At 65.2% G+C, this 16960-nt stretch carries 18 protein-coding genes; 8 read left to right on the top strand and 10 right to left on the bottom strand.

The genetic code is table 11. The features are described from left to right. Positions 1-87 precede the first annotated feature (87 nt). From ACYCVF_RS28100 to ACYCVF_RS28080, 5 genes are all read left to right on the top strand, one after another. Positions 88-678 (top strand): ANTAR domain-containing response regulator, encoded by a 591-nt coding sequence (locus tag ACYCVF_RS28100; RefSeq protein WP_028179749.1) that lies wholly within the window; start codon positions 88-90, stop codon positions 676-678. Continuing rightward, positions 675-1838 carry a CmpA/NrtA family ABC transporter substrate-binding protein gene (locus ACYCVF_RS28095; protein WP_459595620.1) on the top strand — a complete coding sequence of 388 codons (1164 nt, stop codon included), beginning with the start codon at positions 675-677 and terminating at the stop codon, positions 1836-1838. The genes ACYCVF_RS28100 and ACYCVF_RS28095 overlap by 4 nt, the downstream gene beginning before the upstream one ends. Positions 1839-2171: 333 nt before the next feature. Then, positions 2172-3956, top strand: a complete 1785-nt coding sequence (locus ACYCVF_RS28090; RefSeq protein WP_459595621.1) for a NirA family protein — start codon at positions 2172-2174, stop codon at positions 3954-3956. Then, positions 3953-5563, top strand: coding sequence for a sulfite reductase subunit alpha (locus ACYCVF_RS28085; RefSeq protein WP_459595622.1), 1611 nt, complete (start codon positions 3953-3955; stop codon positions 5561-5563). Before ACYCVF_RS28090 ends, ACYCVF_RS28085 begins: the two co-directional genes overlap by 4 nt. A 199-nt stretch (positions 5564-5762) precedes the next feature. Then, positions 5763-5915, top strand: a complete 153-nt coding sequence (locus ACYCVF_RS28080; RefSeq protein ID WP_459595623.1) for a hypothetical protein — start codon at positions 5763-5765, stop codon at positions 5913-5915. A gap of 16 nt (positions 5916-5931) precedes the next feature. Here ACYCVF_RS28080 and ACYCVF_RS28075 read toward each other — a convergent pair whose 3' ends face one another. The 3 genes from ACYCVF_RS28075 to pxpB are packed head-to-tail and all read right to left on the bottom strand — an operon-like array spanning position 5932 to position 8499. Continuing rightward, positions 5932-6702: a LamB/YcsF family protein gene (locus ACYCVF_RS28075; RefSeq protein ID WP_459595624.1), complete on the bottom strand. Its 771-nt coding sequence runs from the start codon at positions 6700-6702 to the stop codon at positions 5932-5934. Positions 6703-6733: 31 nt separating this feature from the next. Beyond that, positions 6734-7771: a 5-oxoprolinase subunit C family protein gene (locus ACYCVF_RS28070; RefSeq protein WP_459595625.1), complete on the bottom strand. Its 1038-nt coding sequence runs from the start codon at positions 7769-7771 to the stop codon at positions 6734-6736. Continuing rightward, positions 7768-8499, bottom strand: coding sequence for a 5-oxoprolinase subunit PxpB (gene pxpB, locus ACYCVF_RS28065; protein WP_459595626.1), 732 nt, complete (start codon positions 8497-8499; stop codon positions 7768-7770). The genes ACYCVF_RS28070 and pxpB overlap by 4 nt, the downstream gene beginning before the upstream one ends. Positions 8500-8760: 261 nt before the next feature. Here pxpB and ACYCVF_RS28060 point away from each other — a divergent pair, with 261 nt between their 5' ends. Next, positions 8761-9459 carry a ribonuclease activity regulator RraA gene (locus tag ACYCVF_RS28060; RefSeq protein ID WP_459595627.1) on the top strand — a complete coding sequence of 233 codons (699 nt, stop codon included), beginning with the start codon at positions 8761-8763 and terminating at the stop codon, positions 9457-9459. A gap of 24 nt (positions 9460-9483) precedes the next feature. Continuing rightward, complete coding sequence (locus ACYCVF_RS28055; protein ID WP_459595628.1) at positions 9484-9888, top strand: (R)-mandelonitrile lyase; 405 nt, start codon at positions 9484-9486, stop codon at positions 9886-9888. Between the two features lie 159 nt (positions 9889-10047). Here ACYCVF_RS28055 and ACYCVF_RS28050 read toward each other — a convergent pair whose 3' ends face one another. Beyond that, positions 10048-10404 carry a hypothetical protein gene (locus ACYCVF_RS28050; RefSeq protein ID WP_459595629.1) on the bottom strand — a complete coding sequence of 119 codons (357 nt, stop codon included), beginning with the start codon at positions 10402-10404 and terminating at the stop codon, positions 10048-10050. Positions 10405-10583: 179 nt separating this feature from the next. Further along, the gene (locus tag ACYCVF_RS28045) at positions 10584-11459 is read right to left on the bottom strand and encodes a DUF2147 domain-containing protein (RefSeq protein ID WP_459595630.1); all 876 of its coding nucleotides are present in this window, start codon (positions 11457-11459) and stop codon (positions 10584-10586) included. 313 nt (positions 11460-11772) lie between these two features. Here ACYCVF_RS28045 and ACYCVF_RS28040 point away from each other — a divergent pair, with 313 nt between their 5' ends. Further along, the gene (locus ACYCVF_RS28040) at positions 11773-12270 is read left to right on the top strand and encodes a DUF1993 domain-containing protein (RefSeq protein ID WP_459596450.1); all 498 of its coding nucleotides are present in this window, start codon (positions 11773-11775) and stop codon (positions 12268-12270) included. Between the two features lie 3 nt (positions 12271-12273). On the opposite strand, the gene ACYCVF_RS28035 is transcribed toward ACYCVF_RS28040, so the two are convergent. The 5 genes from ACYCVF_RS28035 to ACYCVF_RS28015 all read right to left on the bottom strand — a co-directional run bounded on the left by ACYCVF_RS28035 (position 12274) and on the right by ACYCVF_RS28015 (position 16901). Beyond that, complete coding sequence (locus ACYCVF_RS28035) at positions 12274-12753, bottom strand: hypothetical protein (RefSeq protein WP_459595631.1); 480 nt, start codon at positions 12751-12753, stop codon at positions 12274-12276. A gap of 170 nt (positions 12754-12923) precedes the next feature. Then, positions 12924-13913, bottom strand: a complete 990-nt coding sequence (locus ACYCVF_RS28030) for a hydroxyacid dehydrogenase (protein ID WP_459595632.1) — start codon at positions 13911-13913, stop codon at positions 12924-12926. A 31-nt stretch (positions 13914-13944) separates the two neighbouring features. After that, complete coding sequence (locus ACYCVF_RS28025) at positions 13945-15045, bottom strand: ABC transporter ATP-binding protein (RefSeq protein ID WP_459595633.1); 1101 nt, start codon at positions 15043-15045, stop codon at positions 13945-13947. A 6-nt stretch (positions 15046-15051) separates the two neighbouring features. Next, positions 15052-15963: a carbohydrate ABC transporter permease gene (locus tag ACYCVF_RS28020; protein ID WP_459595634.1), complete on the bottom strand. Its 912-nt coding sequence runs from the start codon at positions 15961-15963 to the stop codon at positions 15052-15054. Then, positions 15963-16901, bottom strand: coding sequence for a carbohydrate ABC transporter permease (locus ACYCVF_RS28015; RefSeq protein ID WP_459595635.1), 939 nt, complete (start codon positions 16899-16901; stop codon positions 15963-15965). The genes ACYCVF_RS28020 and ACYCVF_RS28015 overlap by 1 nt, the downstream gene beginning before the upstream one ends. Positions 16902-16960: the final 59 nt, after the last annotated feature.

Here is a 16960-nt window from a genome sequence, read left to right as displayed (position 1 = left end):
CCTGAGCTAGTCCCAATTGCCCATAATTACAACCCTTTGCATCGTCCGCGGCCGTGCTATGGATGAATCGCCCGTGATGAGTGAGCTATGAGCGCCGAACAGTCGCCCAAAATCGTGATCGTCGACGAAAGCCCGATCCGGGCTGCGATCCTCGAAGAAGGGTTGCGGGACGCCGGATTCACGCAGGTCGTCCATATCAGCGAGATGCAGAGCCTGCTGGCCCGCATCTATGCCGTCGACCCCGACATCATCCTGATTGATCTGGAAAACCCCAGCCGCGACGTGCTGGAGGCGATGTTCCAGGTCAGCCGCGCCGTGAAGCGGCCGATCGCGATGTTCGTCGACCAGAGCGATTCAGCTTCGATCCAGGCCTCCGTCGAGGCGGGGGTGTCGGCCTACATCGTCGACGGGTTGAAGAAGGAGCGCATCAAGCCGATCCTCGACCTCTGCGTGTCCCGCTTCAATGCCTTCGCCAAGCTCCAGGAGGAGCTCGAGCGCACCAAGTCGCAGCTCGAGGACCGCAAGGTCATCGAGCGCGCCAAGGGCATCCTGATGAAGGTGAAGGGCCTCACCGAGGACGAGGCCTATGTGCTGCTGCGCTCCACGGCGATGCGCGAGAAGAAGAAAATCGGGGAGATCGCGCAGTCGATCATCACCGCGTCGGAGATGCTGAAATGACCGTTCCCCTCCGCATCGGGTTCATTCCGCTGGTCGATGCTGCGGCGCTGATCGTCGCCGTCGACAAGGGGTTCACAGCCGCCGAAGGCCTCGATGTCGAGCTGGTGCGCGAGGTCTCCTGGTCCAATGTCCGCGACAAGCTCAATATCGGCCTGTTCGATGCTGCGCATCTCCTCGCGCCCGTGGCGATCGCCTCTTCGCTCGGGCTCGGTCACGTCAAGGTACCGATCGCCGCGCCGTTCAATCTCGGCATCAACGGCAATGCCATCACGGTGTCGCCGGCGCTCCACGCAGCGCTGATGGAGGAGGTCGACGGCGACCGCTTCGATCCCATGGTGACGGCCAAGGCATTGGCGCGGCTGGTAGCCAAGCGCCGCAAGGCCGGGGCCGAACCGCTGACCTTCGGCATGACGTTTCCGTTCTCCACCCACAACTACCAATTGCGGTTCTGGATGGCCGCGGCGGGCGTCGATCCGGACGAGGACGTGCGCCTCGTGGTGCTGCCGCCGCCCTATATGGTCGACAGCCTCAAGAACGGCCACGTCGATGCGTTTTGCGTCGGCGCCCCCTGGAATTCGATCGCGGTCGATCTCGGCATCGGTCACATCCTGCATTTCGTCTCCGACATCCTGGTCCGTGCGGCGGAGAAGGTGCTGGCCGTCCGCCAGGCCTGGGCCGAGACCAATCCGGACGTGGTCGCCAGCCTCGTGCGCGCGGCGGTGAAGGCCGCCGAATTCATCGAGCATCCGGAAAATCGGACCGAAGCGGCGCACATCCTGGCGCAGCCCGAGCGTATCGGCGTCGATGCCGAAGTGATCCAGCGCACCCTGACGGGACGCCTGAAGATCTCGCCCGACGGCACCTTCCGCGAAAGCGGCCGCTACCTCCTGGTCGGGCGCGAAGGGGCAGGGCGCCCCGACCCGGTCCAGGCCGCATGGCTCTATGCTCAGATGGTCCGCTGGGGGCAGACGGCGCTGACCCCGGATGGCGTCAAGACCGCGATGGCGGTGTTCAGGCCCGACCTTTACGACGCGGCGATTGAGAACCGGCCGCCCGCCCAGGCTCCCGCGGCATTCGGCGCCTTCGCCGGCCCGGTCTTCGATCCCAACAACATCCGGGGGCACCTCGAGGCCTTCGAGGTCGGGCGCTGGAAGGGCTGATTCGCGCTTGCAACGTTTTTGGGCGTACAAGTACGTTGGCTAATGTTTGGGCGCGCTGCTCGAATTTCGGAAGAGTTCCAGTTCGGCGACTGTCCCGAGCCTGTCCTAAACACCTGAAAAGGCGTTTGTTTCTATTTTCATCAAGCTGGCACGCAACTTGAATGTTGCACTGCGGCTAGCTTGTCACGGGTGACTGCTGAGCCAAGTCCAGCAGCAACGAAGCTGATCGGACCGCGGGTAACGGAGCCGGCTGATAAGCCAGTCCTAGTTCCTCGCGGGTCGCGCCAATCCGTCGAAGCCACTCTGGTGGCCGCAGGAGCTTCGTTACCGACCATGAAAATCGAAACGCTCTCAGTCGATTTTACCGACGAGCAGAAACGCTATCTCGAAGGCTTCACCACCGGCTTGCAGATCAACCGGGTCGGTCGGGGCCTCGGCGGCGGCGCTGCCGGCAAGGCGAACGCCGAGCCGACCGGCCCCGATGCCGTGCACATCAAGGCGCAGGACAAGGTGATCGCGTCGGGCAAGAAGCTCGCCGATCAGGAGAAGCTGAAGCGCGACGAGCATCCCTTCGATGCCTATCCGCGGCTGCGCCAGCAGGCGCTCGACAACGCGCCGCCGAGTCCGGCGGACAATTTCCGCTGGCGCTATTACGGGATCTTCTACGTCGCGCCGACGCAGGACTCCTACATGTGCCGCCTGCGCATTCCGAACGGCATCATGAAGCACTGGCAGCTGTCGGGCCTTGCCGATCTCGCCGACGACCTCTGCGGCCCGTACAGCCACGTCACGACGCGCGCCAATCTCCAGCTCCGCGAAATCCCGCCGAAGAACGCGGTGAAGCTGATCGAGGGCATCCAGGACCTCGGCCTGTGCTCGCGCGGCTCCGGCGCCGACAACATCCGCAACGTGACGGGAACGCCCACGGCAGGCATCGATCCGCAGGAAATCATCGACACGCGGCCCTATGCCCGCGAGTGGCACTATCACATCCTCAACGATCGTTCGCTTTACGGCCTGCCGCGCAAGTTCAACGTCGCCTTCGACGGCGCCGGCAGGATCGCGGTGCTCGAGGAGACAAACGACATCGCCTTCACCGCGTATGAGGTGAAAGATGGGTTCGGCGTCGAGCCCGGCGTCTGGTTCCGCCTCGGTCTCGGCGGCATCACCGGCCACAAGGACTTTGCAAAATATTCCGGCATCATCGTCAAGCCGGAGCAGGCGACGGCCGTCGCCGACGCCATCGTGCGCGTGTTCATCGACCATGGCGACCGCACCAACCGAAACAAGGCGCGTCTGAAATACGTGCTCGATGCCATGGGACATGACGGCTTCCTCACGCTCGTCGAGGAGCGGCTGAAGGCGCCGTTCGCGCGCGTGCCGGAAGAGGCGTTCGCGCCGCGCCCGGCGGCGGACCGCGTGGCGCATATCGGCGTGCACAAGCAGAAGCAAGAGGGTCTCAACTGGATCGGCGTGTCGCTGACGCTCGGCAAGCTCACCTCCGATCAGATGCGAGGCCTCGCCAAGGTCGCGCGCGACCTCGGCGACGGCGATATCCGCCTCACGGTCTGGCAGAACCTCTTGATCCCGGGTGTACGCGACGAAAACGTCGAGCTAGCAGTCGCGGCCATCAAGCAGATCGGGCTTGCGGTGGAGGCCTCGCACATCCGCGCCGGCCTGATCGCCTGCACCGGCAATGCCGGCTGCCGCTTTGCCGCGGCGAACACCAAGCGTCACGCAGCCGAAATCGGCGAATGGTGCGAGCCGCGCGTCCCGATGGACAAGCCGGTCAACATCCATGTCACCGGCTGTCACCATTCCTGCGCCCAGCACTACATCAGCGACATCGGATTGATCGGGGCTCGCGTTCCGGTCGGCGAAGAGGACACGGTCGAGGGCTATCACCTCTTCACGGGCGGCGGGTTCGGTCCCGACGCCGATGTCGGGCAGGAGGTCTATCACGACCTCAAGGCCGAGGACGCGCCGAAGACGGTCGAAGGACTGCTCAAGGCCTACATCGCCCATCGCTCGTCTCCCGAGGAAACGTTCCTGTCTTTTGCGCGCCGCCATGACGGCGAAACGCTGCGCAAGCTTGCCGATGCACAGGTGTCCGCATGAACCAGATCACCCCTCCGCCCAAGCTCGACATCATCCCACCCAGCGCACCGTTCTCGGACGCGCAGCGGTCCTGGCTGAACGGCTTCTTCGCCGGCCTGCTGTCGCCCGACGTCGCCGCACCGCTGTCCGCGGAGCAGGGTGCCGCGGTCATGCAGGGCCCGGCCGGTGACGGCGACGACGGCGAGGCGCCATGGCACGACCAGACCATGCCGATCGCCGAGCGGATGAAGCTCGCCGAGGGACGCCCCCTGCGCCGCAAGATGATGGCGGCGATGGCACAGCAGGATTGCGGTCAGTGCGGCTACAACTGTCACGATTATTCGGAAGCGATCGCGAGCCGCAGCGAGGCACGGCTCAACCTCTGTGTTCCCGGCGGCAAGGAAACCGCGCGGATGCTGAAGGCGCTGTACGAGGATCTCGACAAGGCCCCACTGGCCAAATCGGCCGACCAGCCGGACACGGCGGCGCCGGCCGTGACCGTGACGATCGCAGAGCCGGGCCGCTCGCGCGACAACCCCGTTGGCGCGACCTTCCTGTCACGCCGTCTTCTCAACAAGGGAAAGTCGGAGAAGGAGACCTATCACGTCGAGTTCGATCTCTCCGAGAGCAAACTCGATTACGTCGTCGGCGACAGTTTTGGCGTGTTCCCGCGCAATGACGTCGGCCTCGTCGACCAGATCATCGCGCTGCTCGGCGCCTCCCACACGACCAAGGTCAACGGCAAGACGCTGCGCGAGGTGCTGACCGACGACGTGTCGTTGTCGCCGGCTCCGGACACGCTGTTCGAGCTGATCTCGTTCATCACCGGCGGTGCGGCGCGTGAGAAGGCGCGGGCGCTTGCGCAGGGCGAGGATCCCGATGGCGATGCCGCCACCCTCGACGTCATGGCCGGGCTGCAGAAGTTCTCCGGCACGCGGCCGCATCCCGAGGCCTTCGTCGAGGCGCTGGAGCCGCTGCAGCCGCGGCTCTACTCGATCTCGTCCTCGCACAATGCGACTCCCGGAAAGCTGTCGCTGACGGTCGATTCCGTGCGCTACGTCATCGGCAAGCGCAAGCGCCTCGGCGTTGCCTCGACCTTCCTTGGCGAGCGCATCAACGAGGGTGAGAACCTCAAGGTCTACGTGCAGAAGGCACATGGCTTCGGCCTGCCGCGCGACCCGAAGACGCCGATCATCATGGTCGGTCCCGGCACCGGCATCGCGCCGTTCCGCGCCTTCCTGCTCGACCGCAAGGCCACCGGGGCGCCCGGCAAGAACTGGCTGTTCTTCGGCCATCAGCGCAGCGATTGCGACTTCTTCTACCAGGACGAGCTCAACGCGATGAAGACCGCGGGCGTGCTCACGCGGCTGTCGCTGGCTTGGTCGCGCGACGGCGAGAAGAAGTTTTACGTGCAGGACCGCATGCGCGAGGTCGGCCGCGAGGTGTGGACGTGGCTTGCCGAAGGCGCGCATTTCTACATCTGCGGCGATGCCAAGCGCATGGCCAAGGACGTCGAGCGCGCGCTGGTCGATATCGTCGCCCAGTTCGGCGCACGTTCGACGGACGAAGCCGTCAGCTTCGTCGCCGAGCTCAAGAAGACCGGCCGCTTCCAGGCCGACGTGTATTGACCGTCATTCCGTCGTCAACCGAGCCGGTTCCAGCTGGCTCGGATTTTAACGAATGAGATTCTCCGAACCCGCCGGCAAAGAGAATAAGCGTCCGCGATGAACCTTTTTAGAAGAAGCACATCGCTATTTTCGCCGCCATCTTGCCTCCCGCCAGGGTTGATCCCTCATAATCCCGAAAATGGGGCGTTGGAGATCGACTATGCGCGAATTATCGGCGGAAGCCAGGCTGCACTTTTACGCGCGCTCGCTCTCGCGGCGGACCGTGGCGAGCATGCACCACGTCGCGCTCTACAGCGCCTTTGCCGTCATCGCGGCCATCGTGTTCGGTACACTGTCGGTGCATCCATTTTGAGGTGTGACCGACGGCCTCACGCCCCGCGCTTGAACGGCGCGACCTCGATCCCTGCATCCTTCAGCGCCTGACGCACACCGCGCGCGATCTCGACGGCGCCGGGCGTGTCGCCGTGGATGCAGACCGTGTCCGTGCGCATCTTGATGACCTTGCCGGTCACCGACACCACCGCGCCGTCCTGAACCATCCGCACGACGCGATCCGCGATCGCCTTGGCATCGTGCAGCACCGCGCCGGGCTTCTTGCGCGAGACGAGGTTGCCGTCATCCTCATAGGCGCGGTCGGCGAAGACCTCGTGGACCATCGGCAGATTGGCCGCTTCGCCGGCCTTCACCAGCTTCGAATTGGCGAGCACGACGAAGATCAGGCCGGGATCGACGGCCTTGATGCCGGCGGCGATCGCCTTCGCCGTCATGTCGTCCTCGCACGCGACGTTGGAGAGCGCGCCATGCGCCTTCACATGCGTGACCTTGTGGCCGGCCGCGGTCGCGATCGCCTGCAACGCGCCGATCTGATAGGCGACGAGGTTCTCGATCTCCGAGGCCTTCAGCCCGGCGATCGGATGCCGGCCAAAACCATGCAGGTCGCGATAGCCGGGATGCGCCCCGACCGAGACGCCGCGCGCCTTTGCCAGCTCCACCGTCCGGCGCATGATGTCGGGGTCGCCGGCATGAAAGCCGCAGGCAACGTTGACCGAGCTCGCCAGCTCGATCATCGCGGCGTCGTTGCCCATCTCCCACGCGCCAAAACCTTCGCCGAGATCGCAATTGAGATCGACTGCCTTCATGGGTGCTCTCCGCCTCTGGTCTCGTTGTAGCTTACGGCTCGGCCGCGACCTGCCAAGTCCCGGCGTCCACGGCGCTCACCGCATAGCCTGCAACGTTGGCATCGCTGAGCGCCTCGATGTTGAGTGCGACTGTGTCGGCAGGACGCAGGCGATCGGGCAGGGTCCGGATCAATTGCGCAAATCTGCGCGCCTCGTCCTGCGCCTCGGCCATGCCGACCTGCTTGAAGCGGAACGCGATACCCGCCGATGTCTGCGCCAGGCGGCCGACATCGGCCGTGATGACGGTTGCGATTTTGGGATAGCCGCCGGAGGTGCCGCGGTCCATCATCAGCGCGATCGGCGCGCCGTTGCCGGGCACCTGGATGCTGCCGTTGACGGTGCCGTCGGAGACGATGTTGTGGCCGTGCAGATGTTTGATGGCGGGACCTTCGAGCCGGTAGCCCATCCGGTCGGAGGTTGCCGAGATCTTCCAATCGCTGTTCAGGAACAACGCCTTGTTGGCCTCGTCGAATTCGTCATCCTGCGGACCCAGCAGGACGCGGATGGGACCTGTCGCAGGCTTCGGCAATTCGATGCGGAGCTCCGCCGCACCGCTCGCAGCATCAACGCTGAACTCGTCGCCGGCCTGGAGCGGGCGCGGGTAGGGGCTGCCGAGGCCGGCGCGGGCATTGACCGCGAGACTGCCGAACACCGGCTCGCCCTTGATGGCGCCTTCGATGGCCAGATAGGTGAAGGCGCCGCCGCGGGCAAAGCCCAGCGTCAGCGTCTCGCCGTCCTTCAGCGTCACCGATGTGTCCATCGCGACCGGGTCTCCGGCGATGTCCGCATTGCGCGGCGCGCCAGCGATCGCGACGCGGACGGCGCCGTCGCGGGCGGTGAAGGAGGCGCCGAACGGGCCGATCTCCACGGCGGCAGCGAACGCCTCGTTGCCGACGAGCGTGTTCGCCGCCGCGAGCGACAGCCGATCCATCGCCCCGCTGACCGTCAAGCCGTAGCGCTGCGCGCCGAAGCGGCCGCCATCCTGGACCGAGCTCGCAGGGCCGATGCTGGCGACAAGGAGCCGGCTCATGCGTCCACCTGCTCGGCGACAATCTCGCCGCCCTCCGCCGCGCGATCCAGTTCCGTGAACGTCTTGTGGTCGATGGCGAAAAACGTCACGCGATCGCCGGGCTCGGTGAGGAAGGTCGGATTGCGGTGGAGCTGATAGGTGCGCACCGGCGTGCGGCCGAGCAGGTGCCAGCCGCTAGGCGCGGCCAGGCACTGGATCCCCGCCTGGACACCGCCGATCGAGATCGTGCCGGCCGGCGTCAGCAGCCGCGGGTTCTGCCGCCGCGACATGTGCAGGGATTTGTCGAGGCCGCTGAGATAGGACCAGCCCGGCGTGAAGCCGATCATGGCGACCTTGTAATCGCCGCCCGCATGCCGGGCGATGATGTCGTCAGGCGTGGTGTTGAGCGCCTTTGCGACGTTTTCGAGGTCGATGCCATGCTCGCCGCCATAGGCGACGGGAATGCGCCAGCGGCGCGCCTTGGTGACCGGCGGCAATGGCCGGGCGGCGATCGGGAGGATCTTTTCGCCGAGCGCGTCGAAACCGATCTTTTCGGGGTCGTAGTGCACCAGCAGCGAGCGGTAAGTCGGCACGGTCTCGGTGATGAATTCGATGGGGCTCGCGGCGAGCGCCTTGTCGAGCGCCAGCACGCGCTGGTTGGCTTCCTCGTCGATGGTGCGGCTGAACTCGACCGTGACGGCGCTGTCGCCACTGGGCAGAAGGCGGGGCGGGGGAAGCGTCGCGGCCATTGAGCTGTCGAAGAGCTGTCGAAATTCTGACTTTTGGAAGTGCGCGGGCTCGACGTTGAGTTCCGCGTCACCCCTGCTTCGCGTAAATGCGCCCGCAAGTCCAATAAATTAATGCAAGGGGAGCCGATAAAGCCTTGTTATCGCGTCGCATAACAGCTCGGCGGCCCTGCGTTATTGGGACCCTCTTGGCCCTTGACGCATGGGCTGCGGCTCGCAAGATGCGCGCGTTCTTTCCCGCCTATCCGGAGCTCGTTCTCGTTCATGTCGCTGTCCCCCGAAACCCGCAAGACCCTCGCCGGCATCACCACCGCCACGATCACCACGGTCCTGCTGAAAAAGGGGCTGCGCAATGTGTGGATGCGCGGCGCCCGTCCGCTCCGCCCGGGCCTGCCGCGCCTGGTGGGTCCGGCCTTCACGCTGCGCTTCGTGCCGGCGCGCGAAGATCTGGCGACGCCGGAATCCTGGTCGTCGCCGATCTCGACCCGCACCGCGATCGAGGCGATGCCGGAGGGATGCATTGCCGTGGTCGACGCCATGGGCATCACCGATGCCGGCATCTTCGGCGACATCCTCTGCGCGCGCATGGTCAAGCGCGGCGTCACTGCGCTGGTCACCGACGGCGTCGTGCGTGACGTCGAGGGCGTGCTCGGCACCAACCTTCCGGTGTGGTGCGACGGCTATGCCGCGCCGCCTTCCGTTGCGGGGCTCACCTTCGTCGGCTGGGGCGAGCCGATCGGCTGCGGCGGCGTTGCCGTTTTCCCGAACGACATCGTCGTCGCCGACCAGGACGGTTGCGTGCTGATCCCGCAGGCGATGCTCGATCACGTCCTCGCTGAGGGCGTCGAGCAGGAGCGGATGGAGGCCTGGATCGTCAACGAGGTGAACAATGGCGCGGTGCTGCCGGGCCTGTACCCCATGAATGCCGAAACCAAAGCGCGCTACGCCGCGAGCAAGAAGTAACCGGGAAGAAGAGAGGTCATTTCGATGGAGATCACTGTTGCAGGCACGCGGCCGACCGGCCACGCGCCCAAGGAACACTTCACCGGCACTGTCTTGCAGGATCCCGTGATCATGGCGCCCGCGCCGGCACGGCTGAACTGCTCGCGCGTGTCGTTCGAGCCGGGCGCGCGCACCAACTGGCATCACCATCCGCTCGGGCAGACGCTTTACGTCATTTCCGGCGTCGGCCGCATCCAGGCCAAAGGCGGGCCGGTCCGCGAGATCCGTCCCGGCGACACCGTCTGGATCCCGCCGGGTGAACTGCACTGGCACGGGGCGTCGCCGACCAACGCCATGTGCCACATTGCCATGCAGGAAGCGCTCGACGGCGTCTATTCGACCTGGCTCGAGCCGGTCACCGACGCGGAGTACGGGGCCGCAGTCGGCTGAAGGCTTCTCGCGTGCCCCGGACAAGACGCATCGCCCGCGGCGATGCGCCGCCGAGCCGGGGCCCAGAGCGTTCCAAATTAGCGGTCAAGAGTGCTGCCGGGGCCCGGCTCAGCGCAGTAACGCTAGCGCGTTGCAAGCGCGTCCGGGACACGGAAGAGCTCACATTCGCTCCGCCGTCCACGTTCCCGCACACATGGCGCCGCGCCACGTGCCGGAGCCGGACGTGCCATTCAGCCGGCCGAAGCCGACGGCGCGCTTGATGCCGGTGCTCAGGGTGACGTTGATGCTGCCGGCACCGGCGACGCGGCCCGACGCCGTCACTGCGGCGCTGCTGGATGCGATCTGGCCGTTGTTGATTCCGATCGAGACGGTTGCACCATTGCCGCAGGCCTCGCTCGAGGAGGCGATGCGAACATTCCATGTGCCGTCGAAAGTGCTCGTTGCCGCGCTGGCCTGCGTGAGCGGGAAGGCGATGGCGACAATGGCGGCGAAAAGACCCTTGCGAAATCCAGTCATGACACGCCCCTGCGATTGATCATGCGGGGAGCGTCGCACGGGTGCGGAACCGGCGATGTGAGGGCTGTCACGGGCGCAAGACGCTCTGTGAGGTGGCGCACCTCATGAGGTCGAAAGGGCAAAAGCGAAGGGGCCCCGATCAGGGGCCCCTTCGTCTTGCCGGAAGCGCGACCTCGAACCTAGTTCACGCGCGTCCAGGTCTGGCCGCCGCAGAACATGCCGCCAAAGGCGCAGCCTTGCACGCGCAGCCGGTCGGTGCCCTTCATCGCGATCGTGGAGTCGTAGGTCGATCCGCTGTTGGGGTCGACGATGCGGCCAGACCACCTCTGGTCCTTGCCGGGCTTCATGTTGATCAGGACCTGCTCGCCGTTCTGGTTCGACTTGCTGTCGACCGAATAGCCGCAGAGGTTGCTGCCGCATTGCTCGATGCGGACCTTGCCTTCCTTCTCCTCGGTGAGCCAGACGCCGAGCGGCGAATTGAGATCGCGCGTCGGCGCAGCTGTCGGAGCGGGCGGCGCGACGGCAGCCGCCTGGACTGGGGCGGTTGCCGGGGACGGAGCGGGGGGCGGAGGCGGCGCCGGAGGGGCCGCAGCCGTGGCGGGGGCTGGCGGTGGTGTCACGGCGGGAGCTGCCTGCTGCGTGGCCGGTGCAGGGGCCGGCGGAGGCGCGGGCGGCGGCAGCACGGCAGTCTCGGCCGGCGGATTGCTGGCGGTTGCCGCCGGAGGCGGTGCAGGCGGTGGTACTGCGGCAGCGGGTGCGGCAGGCACAGGTGCCTGCGCAGCCGCAGGCGGTGGGGCGACGGGAGCGGTGGCCGGCGCGACCGGCGTTTGCGGCTCGACCGTGGCTTGCTGCGGCGCCTGCTGACCCGGGCTCGTCTCGTTCTTCTTGGCCTTCTTCGGCTTGCTTTGACCGGTGTTGTCGTAGACGCCGGGGATCTGCACCGTGCCGCGGTCCGGATCGATGCGGATGGTGCGCCCGCCATACTCGAAAGTGTACTGCGCCTGTGCGGCGGTGCTCGCCAAAAGGAATGCGGCCGTGGCCAACAGCTTCCTCATTTCCGTCTCCTGAAACAGGTGGTCCCCGCACCGACGCTTACGCGCCGGCTCGCTCGCAAAAAGTGATCTAGATCACTGTCGTTGGTATGAGTCGTCTTCCAGCGGTTCCCGGTTCAATAGCCCCCGAGCCGGTCCAAAGTTTGGCCGTGGCAAGCGACAGGAGGACGCGGCCAGAGCCTGTCCGTCCCGGGAGCCATCTCTTCTCCACCCCTGTGCGAGCTGTCATTGTGTAGCTCTTCGGATTTGGATTTAGACCAGATGCCCGTCCCCCCCGGCGAGGCGAATTGAAGGGACTTTCAAGGTGACGATCGCGATGTACGAGGCCTCGGTCGGCCTCTTCGTGCCCTATTTGCGCAACCTGTCCGCGCTGCTCGACAAGGGCGTTGCCCATGCGGATGCCCGCAAGTTCAATCCGACGGTTCTGCTCGAGATGCGCCTTGCGCCGAACATGTACGATCTGGCGCAGCAGGTCGGCGAAGCCTGCCGCCATGCCACGGTCGCCCCTGCCTTGCTGGCGCAGTGCGAGCCGGTGGCGCTGCCGGCGCTGGAGCACGACATGGCCGGGCTTCAGGCGCGGATCGCGACGTCGATCGAGTTCATCGAAAGCCTGCCGCCCGCGGAGATCGATGCGGCTGCGGAACGGAATGTCTTCTTCAGGCTGAAGAACGGCACCGAGCTGCCCTTCACCGGGCGGGCGCTGCTGCTGACGTTCAGCGTGCCGCAGTTCTTCTTTCACGTCACCACGGCCTACGACCTGTTGCGGCACGCCGGCGTCGAGCTGGTGAAAAAGGATTATCTCGGGCGTCGGTAGAGCTTACGCTTCGCCCTTGCGCTCGTATTCGGCCAGCGAGCTGCGGCCGGCGATCTCGCTGCGCAGCTCTTCGAAGCGACGATGTGACTCGTCCTCCCGCTCGTCAACGAAGCGCACGGCAGCCTCGCTCGTCATCGGGCCGCTGATCACGGGGGCGGATTGCTCGCCGATGGTCTCGTGAACGTAGAACTGATCGTCATCGCCGCGATGGACCGTCCATTTGAGGCGGATCGCGACCATCGGTCCGGGGCCAACCTTGCTGTAGCCGTCCGGATCGGTGTGCTCCGGCACCAGCGGCTGCTCATCGACGACCGGATGCTCGTCGACTGCTTGATGTTCTTCGACGGACGGCTGCTCACCGACGACCACGATCTCGGTCTCCCGGATGGTCTCAGTCTCCCGAACGACGAGGACGGGCTCGGGGTGCTCCAGGATGCTGGCGATGGTCGCGAGCGCGTGGTCGGTCGGGTCGATTTCTGACAAGGGCTCATCCTCCAGCTCGACGCGGTTGGCCAGTCTGTCCCACTGCCGCCGCGGCTGGTCTCATTACGCGCGCTTGATTAAGGCTGAGTTGGGGCTCGATCTGCACCAAAATGGGACGCTTTCTGGCATCCCGAGGGCGGGCGCATCGGGGCGCCCGCCGGGAATTCGGGTTAGCCCAGCACGTCCTGATTGATCACGTTCTGCCGGATGGGATCGCCATCCAGGACGCTCAGGATGTTGCGTGCGGTCTGCTCGCTCATGCGCTGGACGGACTCGACCGTCACGCCGGCGACATGCGGGGCGACGATGACGTTGGGCAGCGCGAACAGCGCGTTGCCGATCGGCGGCGGCTCCACCTCGAACACGTCGATGCCGGCGCCGGCGAGCTTGCCGGAGACCAGGGCATCGTACAGCGCAGCCTCCTTCACGATGCCGCCGCGCGCGGTATTGATGAGGTAGGATTTCGGCTTCATCCGGCCGATCCGCGCCGCATCGAACAGGCCGACCGTCTCCGGCGTCTTCGGGCAGTGGATCGTGACGAAGTCGGCGCGGGGTAGCGCGGCGTCGAGGTCAGGCACAGGTTCGCAGCCGGCGGCCTTGATCTCGGCGGCTTCCTTGTAGGGATCGTAGACCTGGACGTTCATTTCGAATGCCAGGCAGCGCTTGGCGGTGCGGCTGCCGATGCGGCCGAAGCCGATGATCAGCACGGTCTTGCCATAGAGGTCGAACGGCAACATGCCGAGCCGGTCGGCCCATTTGCCGTCCTTGACGCAGGCGTGCATCTCCTGCGCGCGCTTGGCCAGCGTCAGCATCATGAACAGCGCCGCTTCCGCGACCGAGGGCGAGTTCGCGCTGCCCGCGACCATCAGCGGCACCTTGCGGCGGGAGAGGGCGGGCACATCGACGGCGTCGTAGCCGACGCCGATGCGGGTCACCACCTTCATGTCCCTGGCTGCTTCGAGCTCTGTCTCGCCGAAGGCGGTGGCACCGAGGGCCACGCCGTGGACGGGGGCATGGCTCTTCAGCAAGGTCTCGAAGTCCTTCGCCGAGATCAGGTTTGAAAACTCGACGAGCTCGATATCGTCCCGCTGGGTGAGGAGGGCGCGTGCCCCTTGCGACAAAGTTTGTGTAACGAAAATCTTCTTCTTGTTGGTCGTCATCGCTCCCCTGCCTGCGTTTCTTGAGGCGGCGTCACAGCACGACGCCGGTTTCCTCGTTTAGCAGGTGCATGTTGTTGAGGTCCATCGCCAAACGCATGGGAGCCCCGTCCTTGGCGCCGGCGTTGGGATCGACGCGGCCGCAGATCGGCGTGCCCTCGAGCCCGAAATAGACCAGCGTCTCCATCCCCATCGGCTCGGTGACGTCGAGCACGGTGTCGAAGGTCTCGACGCCGGGCTCGAGATGCGCGTGCGACTCGGTAAGATGCTCGGGCCGCAGGCCGAGCAGCAGCTTCTCGGTGCGCGGCAGCGCGTCGTAGCGCGCGGCGCGGGCCGGCGGCAGCGGGAAAGCGATGCGGTCGGTGAGGCGGATCTGGAGCGTGCCGCCGACATCCTCGAGCCGGCACGGAATGAAGTTCATCGCCGGCGAGCCGATGAAGCCCGCGACGAAACGCGTCGCCGGTTTGTGGTAGAGCTCGTTCGGCGTGCCGATCTGCTCGATCCGCCCCTTGTTCATCACCACCACGCGATCGGCCAGCGTCATCGCCTCGACCTGGTCGTGGGTGACGTAAACGGTGGTGGTGCGCACCTTCTGGTGCACTTTCTTGATCTCGATCCGCATCTGAACGCGCAGCTTGGCATCGAGATTCGAGAGCGGCTCGTCGAACAGGAAAACCTTCGGATTGCGCACGATGGCCCGGCCCATCGCGACGCGCTGGCGCTGGCCGCCGGAGAGCTGCTTCGGCTTGCGGTCGATCAGGTCGGTGATGTCGAGGAGGCGGGCGGCTTCCGTCACCCGCGCCTTGATCTCGGCCTTGGGATAGTGCTTCAGGCGCAGCCCGAACGACATGTTCTCGGCGACCGTCATATGCGGATAGAGCGCATAGTTCTGGAACACCATCGCAATGTCGCGGTCCTTCGGCGGCACGTCGTTGACGACGTCTCCGCCGATCATGATGTCGCCGTCGCTGATGTCCTCGAGGCCTGCGATCATGCGCAGCGTGGTCGACTTGCCGCAGCCGGACGGACCGACCAGCACGATGAACTCATGGTCGGCGATGTCGAGGTCGATGCCGCGCACGGCTTCGACATCGTCGTAACGCTTGACTACCTTCCGCAGAGCAACCTCAGCCATGAGTCATCAACCCTTTGTCGCGCCGGCGGTCAGGCCAGCAATGTAATAATCCATCAGGAACGCGTAGATGATCAGCGGCGGCGCCGCGCCGAGCAGTGCGCCGGTCATGATCTGTCCCCAGTTGAAGACGTCGCCCTTGATCAGCGTGGTGGTGATCCCGACCGGCAGCACGAGCTGATCCACCGAGGTCGTGAACACCAGGGGATAGAGGAATTGCGCCCAGGAGACCGTGAACGCGAAGATGGTCGCAGCGATCAGCCCGGGCAGCGCGACGGGAATGAAGATCCGCGTCAAGGTCTGCAGCCAGGAGGCGCCGTCGATGAGGGCGGCCTCATCGAGCTCCTTCGGGATCGAGGCGAAATAGCCGATCATGATCCAGGTGCAGAACGGCACGGTCAGCGTCGGATAGATGAACAGCAGCACGTACCATCTGTTGAGCAGCGTGATCCCGGTCAGGTCCTGGACCAGCGCCAGCATCTTGAACAGCGGAATGAACAACAAGCTGTCGGGAACCAGGTAGGTGAGGAACACGCCGGTCGCGAGCGTGGTCGAGCCCCAGAACTTCATCCGCGCCAGCGCGAACGCCGCGGGAATGCTGATCAGCATGGTGACCATCACGACCACGATGGAGACGATGGCGGAGTTCCAGAAGAAGCGAAGAAACTGGTTCGAGGTCAGGAGCTCGACGTAGTTCGCCAGGGTGGGATGAAACACCCACCATGGATTGGTCGCCGCCGATATTTCCGCACTGCTCTTGAGCGAGGTGATCAGCATGTAGATCGGCGGCGTGAGCGAGAATATCGCAAACAGCACCAGGAAGAAGTAGGACCAGCGCAGCGCCCAGGTGCGATCCCGGCTCATGCTCCGGTATTTGACCTTGCGCGTGGGGCCGCCCTTGTCGATTGCAAGCGTGCTCATCAGGCTTCGTTCCCACGTTTGTTGACGTCGCGCAGAATGAAGATCGCCGCGACTGCCAGGATCGGCACCATGAACAGCGAGACGCAGGCGCCCAGCGGAATGTCGCTGCTTTGAATGCCGACCTGGAACGCCCAGGTCGCGAATATATGCGTGGAGTCCAGCGGGCCGCCCGAGGTCAGGATGCGCACGATGTCGAAATTGGCGAATGTCACGATCAGCGAGAACAGCGTCGTGATGGCGATGATGTTGCGCATCATCGGCAGCGTGACGTACCAGATCCGCTGCCACCAGTTGGCGCCGTCGATGGCGGCCGCCTCATAGAGCTGGTCCGGCACCGATTTCAACGCCGCCAGGTACATGATCATGAAGAACGGTGCACCGTACCAGACATTGACGAGGATGACCGAGAAACGCGCCCAGAAGGTGTCGCCGAGCCAGGGGATCGGGCCGACGCCGAAGAACGACAGCGTGTAGTTGAAGGCGCTATAGGAGGGGTCGAACAGCCACAGCCAGGCCAGCGTGCTCATCGCGGGCGGGATCACCCACGGCACCAGCAGCATGCCGCGCCACTTGCGCTGGCCCTTGGCCGGCAGGTTGTGGACGAAATGAGCGACGATGAAGCCCAGCAGCGCCTTGAAGAACACGGCGGTGATCGCGAAGATGCAGGACTGCCTCACCACCATCCAGAACGTGTCGCGCTTGAACAGGAACGTGAAATTGGCGTAGCCGACGAATTTTTGCATCGACTTGTTCAGCGTCGCGAGGTGCACGGAATAGAAGGCTGGGTAGAGCACCAGCAGCGCGATCAGGATAATCAGCGGCAACGTCAGAAAGAACGCCACCGTCGACTTCCGCCTGAGCGCATTGTGTAAGCTTGTGCGTTTGCGCGGGGTCGCGGCGCGGACGGAGCGACCTTGCTCAACGACGACATCGGCCATGGTCAGACTTTCTTACGGAAGGTTCAACGGGGAAGCCGGCCGCATCGGTCGGCTTCCCA

This window comes from Bradyrhizobium cedriense (assembly GCF_054602315.1).
Note: the sequence above shows the minus strand (reverse complement) of the source record. Positions and strands in the feature narration are given on the sequence as shown.